The sequence below is a fragment of the Streptomyces sp. NPDC012835 genome (assembly GCF_042900885.1).
Lineage (GTDB): Bacteria > Actinomycetota > Actinomycetes > Streptomycetales > Streptomycetaceae > Streptomyces.
Map to the genome: position 1 here is coordinate 279180 of NZ_JBIBBW010000007.1, position 17400 is coordinate 296579.

Here is a 17400-nt window from a genome sequence, read left to right on the forward strand (position 1 = left end):
CCTCGCCTTCTTCTCGTTCCGTCGACACCCGGAGGCAACCGACCCGGGGACCGAACCCGTCAATAAGGTTGCTACATAAGGTTGCTACATTGCGCAACTGTACAACCATGGGGTCGGTCGGAGGGATGAGGGCGTACATATGGCAGGCAGCCGCCAGGACACGGCATCCGCGCGCCGGGACGACACCGGTCGCGCCGCCGCGCGCCGCGCCAACGCCCGTTCCACGGCCTCGCGCAGACGGAAGAAGCGCGGAAAGCTGCGGCTGACCCTCGCGATAGCCCTGTCCCTCCTCGTCCTCGTCTCGGCGGGGGCCGGCTGGCTCTACTTCAAGCTCACGGGCAACATCGAGACGTTCAGCGCCAACGGCCTCTCCGACGACCGGCCCGATGCCACGACGAAGGGGCAGAACGTCCTCGTCATCGGCTCGGACGCGCGCACCAGCGGGAACAGCGCGCTCGGCGGCGGCGACAAGGAGGACGTGGGCCGCTCCGACACGGCTTTCCTGCTGCACGTCTACGCGGATGGAAAGCACGCGGTCGCCGTGTCCATACCGCGCGACACGCTGCTGGACATACCGCCCTGCCAGCTGCCGGACGGCAGCTGGACGAAGGAACAGACCAACACCATGTTCAACTCGGCGTTCTCGGTGGGGCAGACGGCCAAGGGCAATCCGGCCTGTACCCAGAACACCATCGAGAAGCTCACCGGGCTCCGCGTCGACCACACGATCGTCGTCGACTTCAAGGGCTTCGCGAAGATCACCGAGGTCGTCGGCGGGGTGCAGGTCTGCCTGCCGCAGGACATCTACCAGCGCGACCTGAACCCCAACCGCGCCACGCGCGGTGACCTCATCTTCGAGAAGGGCGTCCAGGACGTCTCGGGCGTGAAGGCGCTGGACTACGTACGCATCAGGCACGGCATCGGGGACGGCTCCGACATCGGCCGGATCAAGCGCCAGCAGGCGTTCGTGGGAAGCCTGATCAAGCAGGTCAAGAGCGACGGGCTCACCCCGACCAAGCTGCTGCCGCTGGCGAACGCCGCCACCGAGTCCATGACCGTCGACCCGGGGCTCGGCTCCGCCGACAAGCTGCTCGGCTTCATGATGGGGCTGAAGAACATCGATCTGCACAACACGAAGTTCGTCACCATCCCCTGGCGCTACCAGGGCGCGCGCGTCGCCATCGTCGAGCCGGACGCCTCACAGCTCTGGGCGGCGCTCAAGGCGGACCGTACCGTCGACGGGACGGACGCCAGCGGCAAGGGCGGGAAGGCGAAGAAGACCACCGAGCCCACCCCCTCGCCGACCGTGTCCGAAGAGGTGTCGGGCGAGGGCATCGCGGTCGCCGTGTACAACGGCACGGAGGTCACCGGACTGGCGGCGCGCGGCGGCCGGGTCCTGATGGACCACGGCTTCACGCTCACCGGCACCGCGACCGCGAGCACCCAGGACTACGGCGCCACCGTGATCGAGTACGGTCCGGGCGAGGACGCGCAGGCCAAGACCACGGCCCGGCTCTTCTCCGGCGCGAAGCTCCAGCAGGCGACGGCGCCCGGCATCAACGTCATCGTCGGTTCGGCGTTCGCCGACGACCCGACGGCCGGCCCCGCCGCCGCCGAGCCGGACCCGAGCGAGAGCGCCTCCGTGCCCTCGGGCGTGGCGGACGACGCGCGTTCGGCGGACGACGACCCGTGCTCGAACCTGTCCTACGGCTGAGCGGAGGCGGAGGGGGCCGCCGAAGGGGAGGCGGACGCGGAGGACGCCGGGCCGGCAGCGGCGCCCCGCACAGCCGCCCCGGGCACCCCGGCGGCCCCGGGCCCCCCGGCCGCCTCGGCCGCCTCCCGGGCCGCGTGGCGGCGTTCGTGGCGCCCCTTGGCGACGACCAGCCCGACCGCGTACAGCCCGAGCACGGCGGCCAGCAGTACGTAGTACACGGCGGGCAGCGCGGGCATGCCGAGCGCCGGGCCGAACGGTGACAGTGGCAGCAGGACCCCGGTCACCGCGAGCCCGGCGGCGGCCCAGCGCACCGGACTCGGCGCCCGGCGCCGCTCGGCACCCTCGCGCGGGCGGCCGGTCACCGTACGCCGCACCCCCGTCCGCAGCAGCAGCATCACCAGCGCCTGGGTGAGCAGGTTCTCGGTGAACCAGCCGGAGTGCAAGGCCGCCTGGCTGTCGATCCCGGACCCGGCCGCCGTGTACAGCGCCAGCGCGAGCACCGCGAACGTCGCCATGTCGGCGGTGGCGTTGATCAGACCGAAGCGGGTGATGAAGCGCAGGAAGGCGCGCGAACGCAGCTCGCTCGGCCGGCGCAGGGTCTCCGGCGTGGGCCGGTCGTAGGCGAAAGCGAGCTGCGCGGCGTCGAAGCACAGGTTCTGTACGAGCACCTGGACCGGGAGCATCGGCAGGAAGGGCAGCAGCAGCCCGGCGACGAGCATCGCTATGACGTTGCCGAGGTTCGAGGAGAGCGTTATCCGCAGATAGGTGGCGATGTTGCCGCTGGAGTGGCGTCCGGCGGTGATCGCGTGGTCGATCGCGGTGAGGTCCTTCTTCGCGAGGACCACATCGGTCGACTCGCGGACGACGTCGACGGCGTCGCGCGGGCAGATCCCCACATCGGCGGCGTACAGCGCGGGCAGATCGTTGACACCGTCACCGAGGAATCCGGTGGTGTGACCGGCGGCGCGCACCGCGGCGACGATACGGGCCTTGTGCTCGGGGGTGCAGCGCGCGAAGACGGTGGTGCGCCGGGCGAGGCCGGCCAACTCGGTGTCGGTGAGCGCGTCGATACGGTCGGCGGTGACGACCTCGCCGGGCCCCAGGCCGAGGTCGAGACAGGCGCGGGCCGCCGTGCCGGGGTGGTCACCGGTGAGGATCTTGACGCTCACCCCGCGCTCGTCGAAGACCTTCAGCGCGTCGGCCGCGGTGGGGGCGAGGGCGTCGTGGAGGGCGACGAAGCCGAGGAAGTCGAGACCGCGTTCGTCGGCCGGGGTGTAGTCGCGGTGGCGGGCGGGCCGCTCGGCGACCGCGACGGCGAGCAGCCGCAGTCCGCTGTCCGCCTCGCGCACGGCGAGCGCGGTGAGCCGGGCGCGTTCCTCGTCGTCGAGCGCGCACCGCTGGAGTACGTCGGCGACCGCGCCCTTGACGACCAGGGTGTGAACACCGAGGCGGCCGGGGTGCCGGACGACGGCGGTGGACAGCCGCCGCTGCGGATCGAAGGGGAGCGCGGCGACGCCCTCGGCCGCCTCGGCGGCGGTGTCCTCGCCCACGGCGGCGAGGATCGCGCCGTCCAGGGCGTCGGGTGCGGGAAGGTCGGCCAGTTGCAACGTCCACCAGGCGTTGACGGCGGCCCAGCGCAGCACCTCCGGGTCGGGCTCGCCCCGCGCGTCCAGCGCGCGGTCGACCACGGGCCGGTCCTGGGTGAGCGTGCCCGTCTTGTCGAGGAACAGCACGTCGACCGCGCCCAGATCGTGCAGCGCGGGCAGGCGCTTGACGATGACGCTGTGGGCGCGGGCGAGACCGGCCGCGCCACGGGCCAGGGCGGTGGTGACGATGACGGGCAGCATCTCGGGGGTCAGCCCGACGGCGACCGCCACCGCGAACGGCAGCGTCTCCAGGCCGCGACCGCGCAGGGCGGCGTTGGCCATGAGGACGAGCGGCGGGGTCAGCAGCATGAAGCGGATGAGGACCCAGGAGATCCCGTTCACCGACCGGTCGAACGCGCTGGGCGCGCGCCGCCCCGGCCGCCGGCGCGCGGCGCCGAACCGGGTGTGCGCTCCGGTGGCGAACACGACCGCGGTGCCGCTGCCCGACGCCACGCTGCTGCCCTGGAAACACAGTTGCGGCTGGGCGAACACCCCGGCGAAGGCGGAGGAGGGCGCCGGAGCGACCTGTTCGACCGGCCCCGCGGCGGCCCCTCCCGCCGGCTGCGCCGGACCCACGGCGTACGCTCCCACGGCTCCCGGCGGACCCACGCCGTACTCGCCCACCGGCCCCGGCGCGTCCACGGCGTACTTGGCGACCGGGGCCGACTCCCCCGTGAGCGGTGCCTGATGGACGGTCAGGCCGCTCGCGCGCAGCAGCCGTACGTCGGCGGGTACGAGATCACCGGGCCCCAGGCGGATCACATCGCCGGGTACGAGCTGGTCGACGGGTAGGTCACGGGGCGCGTCGCGTCGTGTCACGGTCGCCGTCGTCGCCACCAGCTCGCGCAGCCCCGCCATGGAGCGGTCGGCACGGTGCTCGCCCGCCGAGCGCAGCAGGCAGCTGACCGCGACCAGCGACAGGATGACCAGGGCCGTGCCCCAGGCGGCGACGGTGGCGGACACCAGACCGAGGCAGAGCAGGACGGCGGTGAACGGGTCCCGCAGGCTCCACAGGAACCGGCGCGGCCAGGACGCCGTACGCCACTCGGGCACCGCGTTCTCGCCGTACCGCCCCAGCCGCTCCTCGGCCTGCGCCTCGGTGAGACCGCGCGGGCCGCTGTCGAGGTGCCGCAGCACCTGAAGTGCGGTGAGTCCGGTCAGGTCCGGTGTGCCGTCGGGGCTGCGGGGCCACGCCCGCCGGTCGTCCGTACCGCCGGGGGCGCCGGGTGGCGACGCGCCGGGTCCCGGCACCACGGGGTCGGGCACGGCGGACTCGGACACGACGGACTCACGCGCCGACGTCGCTGACGCGGCGCGGGCCCGGGGTGTGCGCGGCGCGGTCGGTGAGCTGCCCGACCATCAGCCGGACGACGGTCACGACATCGGAGTCGTCCACGAAGTAGACCTGCCGGCGGCCCTCGCGCCGGGAGCGGACGAGGCCGGCGAGCTTGAGCTTGGTCAGATGCTGGCTCACCGCGGGCAGCGCACCGCCGACCCGCTCGGCGAGCCCGGTCACATCGCTCTCGCCCTGCGCCAGCACCCAGACGATGTGCAGCCGCGCGGACGACGCGAGCAGCCCGAACGCGGCAGCCGCGTCCGCCAGCACCTCGGCGGGGGGATCCCCGAAGCCGCCGACATCTGCCGTCACATCGCACTCCCGTTCCCACGCGGACCGTCGGCCCGAACTCCTGAACCCTGCTGACCCGGCGATTCAGTCTAGGGGCACGCTGTGTGCCGGAGGCCGCGCGCTCGGCCACGGCGGGTGCCGGAAGGCGGCGGCTCCCCGGGGAGCGCGGGCTTCGGGAGCCCGGAGGGTCGGCCTCGGCAGAGGAAGCCGTTCGGGGAGGTCAGGAGCGGGTGGGCGGCTGGTCCCGGTCGACGATCGTGCCGGTGACGACGCGGCGCCCGGCCTGCGGCTCGCCCGGCCGCGCTGAGGCCGCCGGGATGTCCGCGGTCTTCCCGTCCTCCTTGAGCGCGGCCTTCTCGCTCTTGAGGATGCGCGCGGCCTTGCCCGCCGAGCGGGTCAGCTCGGGCAGCTTCTTCACCCCGACGATCACGAAGATGACGAGAAGAATCAGGGCCAGCTCACTGAAGCCGAACATCGGTCTGCTCTCTCCCGGTAACGGACGGGGACCCGATGCGGAAGCACCGGGCCATACCCCTCGATATCCCTTGATATCTGTGCTTACAGGGCCGTATATCTACAGGGCTGTAGAAGTATCCCGCACGACCCGTCGGCCAACAAGCCCGCTTCCGGCCGGGCGTCCCGGCCGGAAGCCTGTCACAGAGCCGGTGCCTACCGCGTCCCTTCCAGCTCGGCGACGCCCAGCGCCCTCTTGACGGATCGGTAACGCGCCAGCATCACCGGACGCAGCCACCGCACGGATGCCGGGAAGCCGCTCATCAGGGCCGTGTGGCCGGGCAGCCGGTTCGGGTCCTCCATCAGCCCGAACACCAGGTGCGGGCCGGTGCGCGGAGCGCTCTGGGTGATGGCGTGGCGCAGCCGCGCCACATCGCGGTCCGGCACCCTCGGGACCAGCTCCAGCAGAACCGGCTCCTCCTCGTCGAAGTGCCTGTTCAGCAGGGTCTGCAACCGCTGGGCGGAGGGCAGCCCCGACATCGTCGCCTGGCTGATGACCACCAGCGCCTCGGTCCGCCCGCCGGTGACCTGGCGGGCGGCCATCGCGTCGACCGACCGGTCGAGCGCGTGCAGCTCGGCTTCGAGCGCGTCGCGCTCGGCCGCCGACTTGTCGAGTCCGGCGACGGGTCCGGGGAACAGTTCGCGCAGCACCGGCCAGAGCTGCTCGATCTCGCTTCTGCGCTGGCCACCGACGAAGTCGATCAGCCAGCGGGCGGTGGTGATCAGTGTGCGCACGTCGACGGGCTGCCCGTCGGCGAGACGGTCGAACGCGGTGACGACCAGGGCGGCACCCCGGCGCATGAGGGTGTGTTCGGCCACCAGCTCCTCGTACATCCGGGAGCGTTCGGCCTTGAGCACGGGTGAAACAGCCATCATGTCCCTTCTTCCCGTGCGGTACGGGCACGAGGCGGCGAAAGCGCTCCGGGACAGGGCACCTTTCTTCTTCTGAGATGCCCGGTGGGCGCTCGGCTCACACCTCGTACGGGCCGCCCGGGAGCGGGACCGCCCGAGGGCTCTGTCCCGGCCTCAGCCCGGAGTGGTTGAGTACCGCTCGATGCTTGCGCGAGCGCTCGACCGGTCGAGTAGGCGCAGCTCCCACGGCCCGGTGTTCACGTCGAAGTCCTTGCCGAACCCCACCCACTTGCCCGCCATGCGGCGGCCTGTCGGCTCGATCAGCATCTGAATGGCCCCGTGATAGCGGGCTCCCTGGTAGTAGCCATCGGCCGCAGTCTGTTCGGTCCAGGTGCCCGTGATGACGTTCCGGTCCACGGTGAGATCCAGAGACAGGGGGCTGTCCGGGTTGGTCGAGGCGCCGGGCAAGCTCTGAGCTGTCAGCCGGTTACCGTGCTGGACGATCACGACATGGTGCTTGCAGTCGAACGTCTCGTCACGGCTGGACGAGTAGAACTCATACCGCGACAGCCAGATACCCGCGTACTCGCCCTCAGCTTCTTCCTCAGCTTCTTCCTCCGGGCTTGCGACGGCACCGGTGGTACCGAGTTCCCCTGCTTCCATGTCGTGGCCTCCTGCGCCGTCCGAGTGGACGCGGGTCATGGGAATGGCGAACCCCAGCGACTCAGGGGCGCGGCCCGTGAACCGCTTCAGCGCCCGCGCGTACAGCGGACGGCATGTCCTGGTCTCCCCGGACTCCCAGCGTTGCACGAGTCGCTTGGAGGCGTCGTTGGGTTCGCCCAGCTCCTCACCCGCTCCGCGTAGTCCCTGGGCAAACTCGTCTTGGCTGAGGTTCATCGACTTGCGTACCGAGGTCAGCACGTCGTTAGGGATTCGCTCACGCTCGGCCGTGGTCGTCATGATCTGAGGCTAGCCACGCCGCGCTTTCGATGACACCGGTTTGACGCCTTCGGCGCGACGCCGACATGACGCCCGAGCGACGCCGGGAACGTCGCCGCAATGGGCATGGCCGATCCGGAGCATGGTCGTCATGTCCATCCGCATCAGCACCTGCAAGGTGAGAGCAGACGGTACGCAGACCGAGCCGCAGACCCTCTATGAGGGGAGGGCGGGGAACCCCTCGCTACTGGCTCAATGCCCCCGTGCTCATGCTCCAGTGCCGAGGCGGACGGCAGGACCGGAGCACATCCAACCCCCGATTGCGTGGAGGCCGGCCAGCATGAGTACGGCAGTAGTGATCCGCGACCCGAAGGCGTACGTCACGCCGGACGTGTGGGAGCGGGAGGTGACGCTCCTTCTCCGGAACCCGGACAACACCCGGGAACTGGCAGAGGCCAAGTTCGGGCAGGCCGTCGCCTACCTGGTCACGTGCGGCGAGAACCCGGACCTGCTCATGGGTCCGTCGAAGCAGGTGGACGAGGCGTGGCACTCGTTCATGCTGGACTCGATCCCGTACCACCACTTCACGGACCGGCACTTCGGCCGGTACATCCACCACGTTCCCGAGCTGGGGGACGGGCGAGACTCGCAGGACGGCGGTCCTCTGGTCCTGGAGCGGACGATCAACGCCATCACGGCGGCCGGGTTCGAGATCGACCCCGACCTGTGGGGCATGGACAGCGCGGCCGACTGCAACCAGTGCCACGCCGGATGCCACGACTCGCCCAAGTAGAGCCGAACAGCACATGAGTTGGGGCTCATCCCCGTACGTTGGGGGCGAGCCCCGCTCCCGGAGAGGAACACTGCATGTCATCGGCTGAGTCCTGGGACAGGTACGCAGTCGGGAGCACGCCCCGTAGGGACAGGAACGCCAACGGAGACACGACCTGGCTGAACTGGACTCAGTACGCCGATCACGGGCCGGACGAGGGTCTTCTAGGTACCGTCGCCGGACGCCGAGTGTTGGAACTCGGCTCGGGAAGCGGAAGCAACTTGGCACACCTGGCGACCCTCGGCGCGTCCGGTCTCGGGGTGGACATTGCCCCCGCCCGTGAGGTTGTGGCACGGGAGCGCTGGAGCGATTTGCCGGGACTTGAATTCCGCACGGCGGAGGCGACGGCGTTCCTGAGCGGGACGGACCAGACATTCGATGTCGTGCTCTCGATCTTCGGTGCCGTCTGGTTCGTTGATCCGGAGATTCTGCTTCCGTTGATCCGGGCGCGCATGGCAGCGGGCGGCATCCTGGCGTTCTCGCACCTGCCTGCTGGAAGTCAGAGTCCGCGACCGGGCAGGGCGGGTATGCGATACGACCACAGCCCAAGCGAATGGGAGCGTCTCCTCACCGGCCACGGATTCACCGGTGTTTCCGCATCCGTCATCGTCCCGCCGGAAGGCAAAACCGTAGGCACGATGCTCGTTCGTGCGGTAGCTCCCTGACCCTGTCCGGACGGATATGACGATGCCCCCGACGCGTACGCCAGGGGCTTGTCAGAACGGCTGTGCGCCTGTCTCAGGCGCTCTCTCCCAGGTGCCGGTCAAGGTGGCCCGGTGGACTCCCGGGCCCGTGGCGATGGCTGTGACGCTCTCGCCCTTGGCGTGCCGGGCGCGGGCCACGGCTAAGGGCTGTCCCGTCATGCCCGGCGGGCGCGCGACGAGTTCGGATAAGCAGCGGACCTTCCGGGATATCCGGTCGATTCGCGGGAACGCCAGCACGTCCCATTCATCCATGCGCTCGGTTATCCACGGGCGAGCTGCGGACGGGCGAAAGGTTTCGTCGTTCCGGAGGTGTTCGTGTCCAGTGCCCACCCGATAACGATGCGATTTCGGCCGGGCGTATCCGCCCAGTATTGGAGGTCGTGCTTCTGAGCGCTGACGGAAAGGGAGTTCTCGTCTTCTGTACGGGTGACCGACTGTCGGCCGCAGCCGACTACATGAATATTCTCGGGCATTACTTGGATTCCAGCCCGTTCTATGCTTGCGACCTAGCGATCAAAATACGGGAAAGAACACGGGGGTTAGCGTTTCCGAAACCCGTTCTTGGCAGGTCGCGTCATCAGGTTGAATAGGGGCATGACGACTGATGCAGCCATGCCTGACTGGGAGAAGCGCTTCCGAGCACCTCGCGTCTCGCTGCCCGACTGGGCGGAGGACGCCCCCGACCGCAGCCTGTTCGTGTCCAACGCGACAGGGACGTACGAGCTGTACGCGTGGGACCGCGCGACCGGCGAGCAGCGCCAGGTGACCGACCGGCCGAACGGGACGACGGACGGCGCGCTCACTCCGGACGGTGAGTGGATCTGGTGGTTCTCGGACAAGGACGGGGACGAGTTCGGCGTCTGGATGCGCCAGCCCTTCCTGACCGGGGCGCGGGCCGGAGCGCAGGCCGGGCCGCAGGCCGGAGCGCAGGCCGGGGCGCGGGGCGAGACCACGAAGGACACCGGCCCCGACCGGGACGAGCCAGCGACGCCGGGGCTCGATCCCTCCTATCCGGCCGGACTCGCCCTGGGCCGGGACGGCACGGCGGTCGTCGGGCGGTCCACCGACGAGGACGGCTCGACGGTGCATGTCGTCCGGCCCGGACAGCCGCCGGTCGAGATCTACCGGCACCGGGAGTCGGCCGGGGTCGGGGATCTCTCCCATGACGGCACCCTCCTCGCGATCGAGCACACGGAGCACGGCGACGCGATGCACTCGGCCCTGCGGGTGGTGCGGCTGGACGGCTCGGTGGTGGGCGAGCTGGACGACACCGAGGGCGGCACCCGCGAGCTGGGCCTGGAGGTGCTCGGCTTCGCTCCGGTGGACGGGGACGGCAGGCTGCTCATCGGCCATCAGCGCCGGGGCCGCTGGGAGCCCTCCGTCTGGAATCCGCTGACCGGCGAGGAGACCGATCTCGCGATCGAGCTGCCCGGCGATGTCAACGCCGAGTGGTATCCGGACGGATCGGGACTGCTCGTCTCGCACAGTTACGAGGCCCGTGCCGAGCTGTGGCGCTACGACTTCGCCAAGAGCGCGCTGATCCAGGTGGAGACCCCGCCGGGGACGGTGTCCGGGGCGACCGCCCGGCCGGACGGCAGCGTCGAGTATCTGTGGTCGTCGGCGGCCAGGCCGCCGGAGGTGCGGTCCACGGCGGGCGGGGTGGTGCTCGACCCGCCGGGTATGCGGGCGCCCGCCTCGGTGCCGGTGGAGGACGCCTGGGCCGAGGGCCCCGGCGGGCGGGTGCACGCGCTGGTGCAGCGGCCGGCGGGCGAGGGCCCGTTCCCCACGGTCTTCGAGATCCACGGCGGCCCGACCTGGCACGACAGCGACGCGTTCGCCGCGGGCCCCGCCGCCTGGGTCGACCACGGTTTCGCGGTCGTCCGGGTCAACTACCGGGGTTCGACGGGCTACGGCCGGGAGTGGACGGACGCGCTCAAGCACCGGGTCGGGCTGATCGAGCTGGAGGACATCGCGGCGGTACGCGACTGGGCGGTCGACTCCGGGCTGGCCGATCCGTCGAAGCTCGTCCTGGCGGGCGGCTCGTGGGGCGGCTACCTCACCCTCCTCGGCCTCGGTACGCAGCCGGACAGCTGGGCGGTGGGGCTCGCCGCCGTCCCGGTCGCCGACTATGTGACGGCGTACCACGACGAGATGGAAGCGCTGAAGGCGATGGACCGCACGCTGCTGGGCGGCACGCCCGAGGAGGTGCCCGAGCGCTTCGCCGCGTCGTCCCCGCTGACGTACGTCGACGCGGTGAAGGCGCCGGTCTACATCTCGGCGGGGGTGAACGACCCCCGCTGCCCGATCCGCCAGGTGGAGAACTACGTGGACCGGCTCGCGGCGAGGGACGCGGTCCATGAGGTCTACCGGTACGACGCGGGACACGGCTCGCTGGTGGTGGAGGAGCGCATCAAGCAGGTCCGGCTGGAGCTGGACTTCGCGAGGAAGCACCTCGGTCTGGACCGGTGAACGGGGCGGGCGCCCGTGTCCGGAGGGACACGGGCGCCACCGGCGCTTCACCTTCTCGCCTGCTCGGCCGGGCCGGTCGGCCCCTGCTCGGCCGGGCCGGTCGGCCCGCTCAGCCGAGCCGGTCGGCGACCTGCTCGCGCAGCTCGGGCAGCATGTCGTAGAGCTTGCCGCCCGGGCAGGCCGTCTCGTTCACGTCCCGGTGGCTGGCGATGACCGGTACGTCGAGCACCGTGCCCGTCGGGTGCGGGTTGGTGCCGCCTCCGCCGGCCGAGACGAGCTGCGTGGCGCCTTCCGGGTTCAGCTGGTACTGGCCGCCCTTCCAGGCGAGCAGGTCGACCAGGCTCTTGACCATGGCGTCGCTGGGCTTCGGGTCGGGGCCGGTGTCCTCGCCGCCCTCGCTGTTGTTCGGCTCGAAGTTGCCGAGCATCGCGACACCGAAGGTGTTGGTGTTGAAGCCGGACGCGTGGCCGCCGAGGATGGCGGGGATCGCGGTGCCCGGCCGCATCTCGATGGAGCCCTTGCGGCCCTCCCAGATGCCGCCGAAGCGGTCGACGATGAAGTGGTAGGGGAAGTCGCCGTAGCCGAGAAGCACGATGTGCTGGACGTAGATGCCGTTGATGATGGCCGGCACCTGCTCCTGGGTATAGGAGTTGTTGCCCGTCACGGTGTGATGGACGAAGGCCGCCTTGATGGAGGGCTGGGTCTTGTACCCGGGATCGGCCAGCCCCTCGTCCGCGCCCCAGTCCTTCCGCAGCTTCACGTCCGGCTGACCGGCCTGCGCGGACTGCCCGACCTGCGCGGCCTGACCGGCCTGCGCGGCCCGCGACTGCCGGGCCGAGGAGGAGGCGGCCTGGCTCTGGACCGGGTCGATGAACGCGAGCCGCAGGTCCTGCGGCAGTCTGCCCTGCGGAGACGTGAAGCGGACCTCCGCCCCGTCCGCGTCGTCCGTGTAGAAGGCGGGCGCGCCGGCCCGCTTCGCCTCCTCGGACACACCCTCGTCCAGCTCCAGGGGTACCTCCCGCCACGATCCCCAGGCACCGTCGCGGTGGATACGCGTCTCGGCGGTCAGCCCGCTGTCGACGGCGGACTCCTTCTTCCAGCTGAGGCCGAGCGACGAGAAGTGCTCCCCGGTGATCTCGCCGGTGGAGAACACCGTCCTGGCCCGCGACGCGGCCTTCACCGACAGGGCGCCGGAGGGCTTGCCGTCGCTGTCGGTGAGAGTGGCCTCTTCGACCTGGGAGGAATTCGCTGCCGACGTCTCGATCGCCGTCGCCGCCGTGCTGGTACCCGCGGCGGCGAGGGGCACCGTCAGTGACGCCACGCCGAGAGCAATCGTGGGGATCGTCTTACGGAATCGCATGAACTTCCCTATGTCGTAACCATGCCTGAAGCCGCGGCACGCGAGGGCACGACGTGGTAACCGACCGGTGTCGTGCCAGACTTGCCCGGCTCAAGGCTTCGGATCATCCTACGATCGGGGACTCCGCTCACCGGTCATCAGTTCCATCGGCGCGCGGTCGAGAATCCTCTCCCCGGCCATGATCGTTCTCAGCGTCAACCGGCTGTACCGGCGGTTCGACCGAGGCCGGTGCGGGAGGTCCCGGGGCATAAGGGTGGCCCCGGGGCCGGTCGACGGGGCGGCGTTCCGTACCGTGGAGGGGTGTACCGGTTCCTGGTGACTCCGCGCTGGTTGGGGATCAACCTCTTCGTCCTGCTGGCGATCCCCTTCTGCATCTTCATGGGGACATGGCAGCTCGGACGTTTCGAGGCCCGTGTCGCGAGCCACGAGGCGGCCAAGACACGGCCCGATCCCGGGGACCGGCCGGCCGCCCCGCTCACGACGCTGCTCCCCGTCGACCAGGAGACGTCGGGGCGCCATGTCACGGCGAGCGGACGGTACGAGGACCAGTTCCTGGTGCCCGACCGGAAGCTGGACGGCGCGAGCGGCTCGTACGTCCTGACCATGCTGCGTACCGACGACGGCAAGGCGCTGCCCGTCGTACGGGGCTGGCTCGCCACGGGCGGGACGGCGCCCGCGCCCCCCGAGGGCGAGGTGACCGTCACCGGATCGCTCCAGGCGTCCGAGTCCACCGGGTCCAGCGGGGTGACGGCTGGGGGCGGTCTGCCGCAGGGGCAGCTCGCCATGATCAGCGCGGCGTCGCTGCTCAACGTCGTGCCGTACGACGTGTACAACGCCTGGGTCACTGTGACGGACGCGCCCGACGGGCTGCGGGCCGTGCCGGCAGCGGCGCCGCAGAACAGCGGGCTGGACCTCAAGGCGTTCCAGAACCTCGGCTACACCGGTGAGTGGTTCGTCTTCGCCGGGTTCGTGGGCTTCATGTGGTTCCGGCTGGTCAGGCGCGAGGCGGAGACGCTCAAGGACCGGGCGCTCGGCCTGGAGACGGCGGCGTAGGACCGCCGGTCCGAAAGACGCAGCCGGCGAAGACCGCGGCGGGCCGTGCCGTATCCGGCCCGCCGTTCTCGTCCGGCCCGCCGGGCGTGCGGGTGCGGCGGGCCGGACGGGTGCGGCGGGCGGACGGGAGCGGCGGGCCGGACGCTACGAAGCGCTGAGCAGCCCGGTCCGGTAGACGGTGCCCGCGCAGGCGCCCGGAATCGTCGCCGACGCGGTCGGCGCGCCCCCCGGCGCGGTGTGCGAGACGTAGACGCTGCCGTCCTGCGTACCCTCGTCGCCACCGAGCTGGGCGTCGGACCCGGCGCCGCCGCCGTCCGCACCGTTGTCGACCTCGCCACCGCCGGAGGCGCCCCCCGAGGTCTCCTCCGAGGGCGAGGGGTCGGGCGAGGCGCCGGAGGTGGGGCAGGTGTCCGAGGGCACCCAGGCGAACCGCACCTCGTACGAGGTGTTCGGCCCCAGCGCCAGCGACGCCACCGACAGCGACGGGTCGGGGAGCCCGCCGGCCTCGTCGCCCGCCATGTGCGTCACGACGCCGATCCGGGCGGCGTCGGCGGCGCCGCCGGTACCGATACCGACCGTGCCGCCGCCGGTGACCGTGCAGACGGAGCCGGAGACATTGGTGACACGGAACGTCCCGTACACCTTGCCCGACGCGTCCGGGGCCCCCGCCGCCTGGGCGGTGACGGCCAGCTGACCCGCGGCACAGCTGTTCGCGATCGCCCTGAGGTCGCTCGCGGCGTCGTCCCGGCTGGACGCGCCGCCGTTCTTGCCGCCCTCCGTGGCTCCGGCCGAGGCGGTGGCGGGCTTCTCCGACCGCTCGCGGTCGCGCTCGGCCTCGGACACCCTGTCCGAGGGGTGGTCCTTGTCCTTCTTGCTGTCGCCGGACTCCTTGTCGGCGTCCTCGCCCGCCCGCGCCTCCTCGTCGTGCCCGGCGGCGACGGGACTGGGCCCGTCGGTGCTGGTCGAGTTCGCGACATGGACGAAGGCGGGGATCGCCGTACCGAACAGCAGCGCGGCGGCGGCCATGCCCACGACGGCCTGGCGCTTCCTGGCCCTCCTGGTCGGTACCGCTCTGCGCAGATGGTCGAGGGCTCCCTCGGCGGGCTTCAGCTCGCCCACGGCACCGTGCATCAGTCGGCGCAGCGCCAACTCGTCGCCGTCCAGCAGGCCGTTCAGGTCGTCGTGCGCGTCATCCGCGTCATCCGCACCCGCACCCGCACCCGCACCCGCACCGATGCTCGGAAAGGCCCGGGTGACGACGGAGTCCTCCGCGCCACCCTCGCCGCCGCCACCCTCGCCACGTCCGGCGCCGCCACCCTCGCCGCCTCCGGCGCCGCCGCTCGCGCGCTCGCCGGCGCCGTCGGCTCCGGTGGCACCGCGGCCGTTCAGCTCGTTCTCCGGCCCGTTGTCCACAGTTCCGTTCCCAGTCACGTCACGCAACGGCCCGGTATCCGGACCGTCATGTTCCTTCTCGCGGTGGTCGCCGGTCCCGCTGCTCATGCCGTGGCCTCCATGGCGACGCGCAGCGCCGCGATACCGCGCGAGCCGTACGCCTTCACCGAGCCCAGGGATATCCCCAGCGTCTCGGCCACCTGTGCCTCGGTCATGTCGGCGAAGTACCGCAGCGACAGCACCTCTCGCTGCCGCCGCTGCAATCCCCGCATCGCCTTGATCAGCGCGTCCCGCTCCAGCAGGTCGTACGCGCCCTCCTCGGCACTCGCCATGTCGGGCATCGGCTTCGAGAGCAGCTTCAGCCCGAGAATCCGGCGGCGCAGCGCGGAGCGGGAGAGGTTCACCACCGTCTGCCGCAGATAGGCGAGCGTCTTCTCCGGCTCACGCACGCGATTGCGCGCGGAGTGCACCCGGATGAACGCCTCCTGGACGACGTCCTCGCAGGAGGCCGTGTCGTCCAGCAGCAGCGCGGCGAGACCCAGCAGTGAGCGGTAGTGCGCCCGGTAGGTCTCGGTGAGGTGATCGACGGTGGTCCCCGCCGCCACCGTGTCCTCAACGCCCTCGCGCTGGGACGGTATTCGGGCGGGCCGGGCAGCGGGCATGGGCGCGATCACCGGCATACCACCGCCCGGCGTACGGGGCCGCCGCACGGGGCGTACCGCCGGGCCGCGCACGGGGCCGATCGCTGTGATTTCGAGAACCTCTGCCACGCCAGTTGGACACGCTTCCCCCCGCCAGGGTTGTACGCGCACGCCACCCCGTTTGACGCTGCACTAAATACCCTCATGCGTAACCGATCTCCCCATATGCCCCACTTGTGCGGCACCGCACAGAGGCGACCGCAGAGACGCTTCCCGGTCGGCCGGCGGTTGCAGTGCAGTCACAGAAAAGCGCACACGCATCGTCGAACAAGACAACGTCCCAGTTCAAGCGGCATGGACAGCTGCCTTGCTCACAGGACGCACACAGGGATATTACAAAGGTTCAAGCTTCGAAGGCTTCCGATTTCCGCCGACTTCCCTTCCACGGAAGGGAGTTACCGACTTTGGGTGGAATTATGACCTGGCCGCGAGCTCGACGGCGACGGCCTCGGCGATCTGCACGGCGTTCAGAGCGGCACCCTTGCGGAGGTTGTCACCGCACACGAACAGTTCCAGCGCCCTGGGGTCGTCCGGCGACCGCCGCACCCGCCCCACCCAGGTCGGATCGGTGCCCACCACGTCGGCCGGTGTGGGGAAGTCGGCCGTCCCCGGGTTGTCGAACAGCACGACGCCCGGCGAGGTCGCCAGGATCTCGTGCGCCCGCTCGACGGTGACCTCGTGCTCGAAACGCGCGTGCACGGACATGGAGTGCCCGGTGATCACCGGCACCTGTACGCAGGTCGCCACCACCCGCAGCCGCGGCAGGTCGAGGACCTTGCGCGTCTCCTCGCGGATCGCCAGCTCCTCCGCTGACCAGCCGTCCGCCGCCGGCGCTCCCGTCCACGGCACCACGTTGAGCGCCAGTGGCGCGGGGAAGGGCCCCGTGCTGTCGCCCACGGCCCGGCGCACATCGCCCGGGTGCGTGCCCAGTTTCGTCCCCGCGACCAGGGAGAGCTGCTCGCGCAGCGCGCCGACGCCGTCCCGGCCCGCCGCGCTCACGGCCTGGTACGACGAGACGACCAGCTCGCTCACCCCGAACTCGGCGTGCAGCGCGCCCACCGCCACGATCATCGACAGCGTGGCGCAGCCGGGGCTCGCGACGATGCCGCGCGGCCGGGCGCGTACGGCGTGCGGGTTCACCTCGGGCACCACCAGCGGCACGTCCGGGTCGAGCCGGAAGGCGGCCGACCGGTCGATGACGACCGCGCCCCTGGCGGCGGCGACGGGCGCCCACCGGGCGGCCGTCTCGTCCGGTACGAGGAACAGCGCGACGTCGACGCCGTCGAAAGCGGCCTCGGAGAGCGCGACGACCTCGGTCGGCTCGCCGCGTACCAGCAGCGCACGCCCTTCGGGGCCCCCGCCCGCACCGCCGCCCCCGCCCGCGAGACCCGCGCGACCGGGAGGGCCGAAACGGCCGGGGCCCGCCGCCGCGCCCGCGCGCGGCGGGTCGATCAGCCGGATCTCGCCCCAGACGTCCGCGTGCTGCGACAGGATCTGGAGCATGACGGTGCCGACGTCCCCGGTCGCGCCTACGACCGCGAGCGTCGGCATGCCGTCCATCGCGTACTCCCGCCTACGGGCTTCTCGCCAGGGGCTAC

14 protein-coding genes are annotated in these 17400 nt (G+C 71.2%); 5 read left to right on the forward strand and 9 right to left on the reverse strand.

Translation table 11 applies throughout. The features are described 5' to 3' along the window. Window positions 1-139: 139 nt before the first annotated feature. Window positions 140-1714 (forward strand): LCP family protein, encoded by a 1575-nt coding sequence (locus tag ACFY6S_RS26915; RefSeq protein WP_388827073.1) that lies wholly within the window; start codon window positions 140-142, stop codon window positions 1712-1714. Here the strand turns inward: ACFY6S_RS26915 and mgtA are convergent. From mgtA to ACFY6S_RS26940, 5 genes are all read right to left on the reverse strand, one after another. Next, the gene (mgtA, locus tag ACFY6S_RS26920; RefSeq protein ID WP_388827070.1) at window positions 1705-4641 is read right to left on the reverse strand and encodes a magnesium-translocating P-type ATPase; all 2937 of its coding nucleotides are present in this window, start codon (window positions 4639-4641) and stop codon (window positions 1705-1707) included. The genes ACFY6S_RS26915 and mgtA overlap by 10 nt on opposite strands. 7 nt (window positions 4642-4648) lie before the next feature. Beyond that, window positions 4649-5008 carry an ArsR/SmtB family transcription factor gene (locus tag ACFY6S_RS26925; RefSeq protein ID WP_388827067.1) on the reverse strand — a complete coding sequence of 120 codons (360 nt, stop codon included), beginning with the start codon at window positions 5006-5008 and terminating at the stop codon, window positions 4649-4651. A gap of 199 nt (window positions 5009-5207) precedes the next feature. Next, on the reverse strand, window positions 5208-5462 hold the full coding sequence (locus ACFY6S_RS26930; protein WP_388827064.1) for a twin-arginine translocase TatA/TatE family subunit: 255 nt from the start codon (window positions 5460-5462) through the stop codon (window positions 5208-5210). A gap of 194 nt (window positions 5463-5656) precedes the next feature. Then, window positions 5657-6373: a hemerythrin domain-containing protein gene (locus tag ACFY6S_RS26935; protein WP_388827062.1), complete on the reverse strand. Its 717-nt coding sequence runs from the start codon at window positions 6371-6373 to the stop codon at window positions 5657-5659. A gap of 153 nt (window positions 6374-6526) precedes the next feature. Further along, window positions 6527-7312 carry a helix-turn-helix domain-containing protein gene (locus ACFY6S_RS26940; RefSeq protein ID WP_388827059.1) on the reverse strand — a complete coding sequence of 262 codons (786 nt, stop codon included), beginning with the start codon at window positions 7310-7312 and terminating at the stop codon, window positions 6527-6529. 319 nt (window positions 7313-7631) lie between these two features. Between ACFY6S_RS26940 and ACFY6S_RS26945 the strand changes: the two genes are divergently transcribed. The 3 genes from ACFY6S_RS26945 to ACFY6S_RS26955 all read left to right on the forward strand — a co-directional run bounded on the left by ACFY6S_RS26945 (window position 7632) and on the right by ACFY6S_RS26955 (window position 11296). Further along, a complete protein-coding gene (locus tag ACFY6S_RS26945; RefSeq protein WP_388827056.1) occupies window positions 7632-8084 on the forward strand; it encodes a glycine-rich domain-containing protein in 453 nt (150 codons plus the stop codon). 74 nt (window positions 8085-8158) lie between these two features. After that, on the forward strand, window positions 8159-8788 hold the full coding sequence (locus ACFY6S_RS26950; protein ID WP_388827053.1) for a class I SAM-dependent methyltransferase: 630 nt from the start codon (window positions 8159-8161) through the stop codon (window positions 8786-8788). 633 nt (window positions 8789-9421) lie between these two features. After that, window positions 9422-11296 (forward strand): prolyl oligopeptidase family serine peptidase, encoded by a 1875-nt coding sequence (locus tag ACFY6S_RS26955; protein ID WP_388827050.1) that lies wholly within the window; start codon window positions 9422-9424, stop codon window positions 11294-11296. 109 nt (window positions 11297-11405) lie between these two features. Here the strand turns inward: ACFY6S_RS26955 and ACFY6S_RS26960 are convergent, their stop codons facing one another. Beyond that, window positions 11406-12656, reverse strand: coding sequence for an N-acetylmuramoyl-L-alanine amidase (locus ACFY6S_RS26960; RefSeq protein WP_388827047.1), 1251 nt, complete (start codon window positions 12654-12656; stop codon window positions 11406-11408). 300 nt (window positions 12657-12956) lie between these two features. Between ACFY6S_RS26960 and ACFY6S_RS26965 the strand changes: the two genes are divergently transcribed. Then, window positions 12957-13709, forward strand: a complete 753-nt coding sequence (locus tag ACFY6S_RS26965; protein ID WP_388827044.1) for an SURF1 family protein — start codon at window positions 12957-12959, stop codon at window positions 13707-13709. A 144-nt stretch (window positions 13710-13853) separates the two neighbouring features. Here ACFY6S_RS26965 and ACFY6S_RS26970 read toward each other — a convergent pair whose 3' ends face one another. The 3 genes from ACFY6S_RS26970 to ACFY6S_RS26980 form a co-directional block, all read right to left on the reverse strand. Beyond that, complete coding sequence (locus ACFY6S_RS26970) at window positions 13854-15209, reverse strand: hypothetical protein (RefSeq protein WP_388827041.1); 1356 nt, start codon at window positions 15207-15209, stop codon at window positions 13854-13856. Further along, window positions 15206-15781: a SigE family RNA polymerase sigma factor gene (locus ACFY6S_RS26975; protein ID WP_388827732.1), complete on the reverse strand. Its 576-nt coding sequence runs from the start codon at window positions 15779-15781 to the stop codon at window positions 15206-15208. The genes ACFY6S_RS26970 and ACFY6S_RS26975 overlap by 4 nt, the downstream gene beginning before the upstream one ends. Window positions 15782-16216: 435 nt before the next feature. Then, a complete protein-coding gene (locus tag ACFY6S_RS26980; RefSeq protein WP_388827038.1) occupies window positions 16217-17362 on the reverse strand; it encodes an aspartate-semialdehyde dehydrogenase in 1146 nt (381 codons plus the stop codon). Window positions 17363-17400 lie beyond the last annotated feature (38 nt).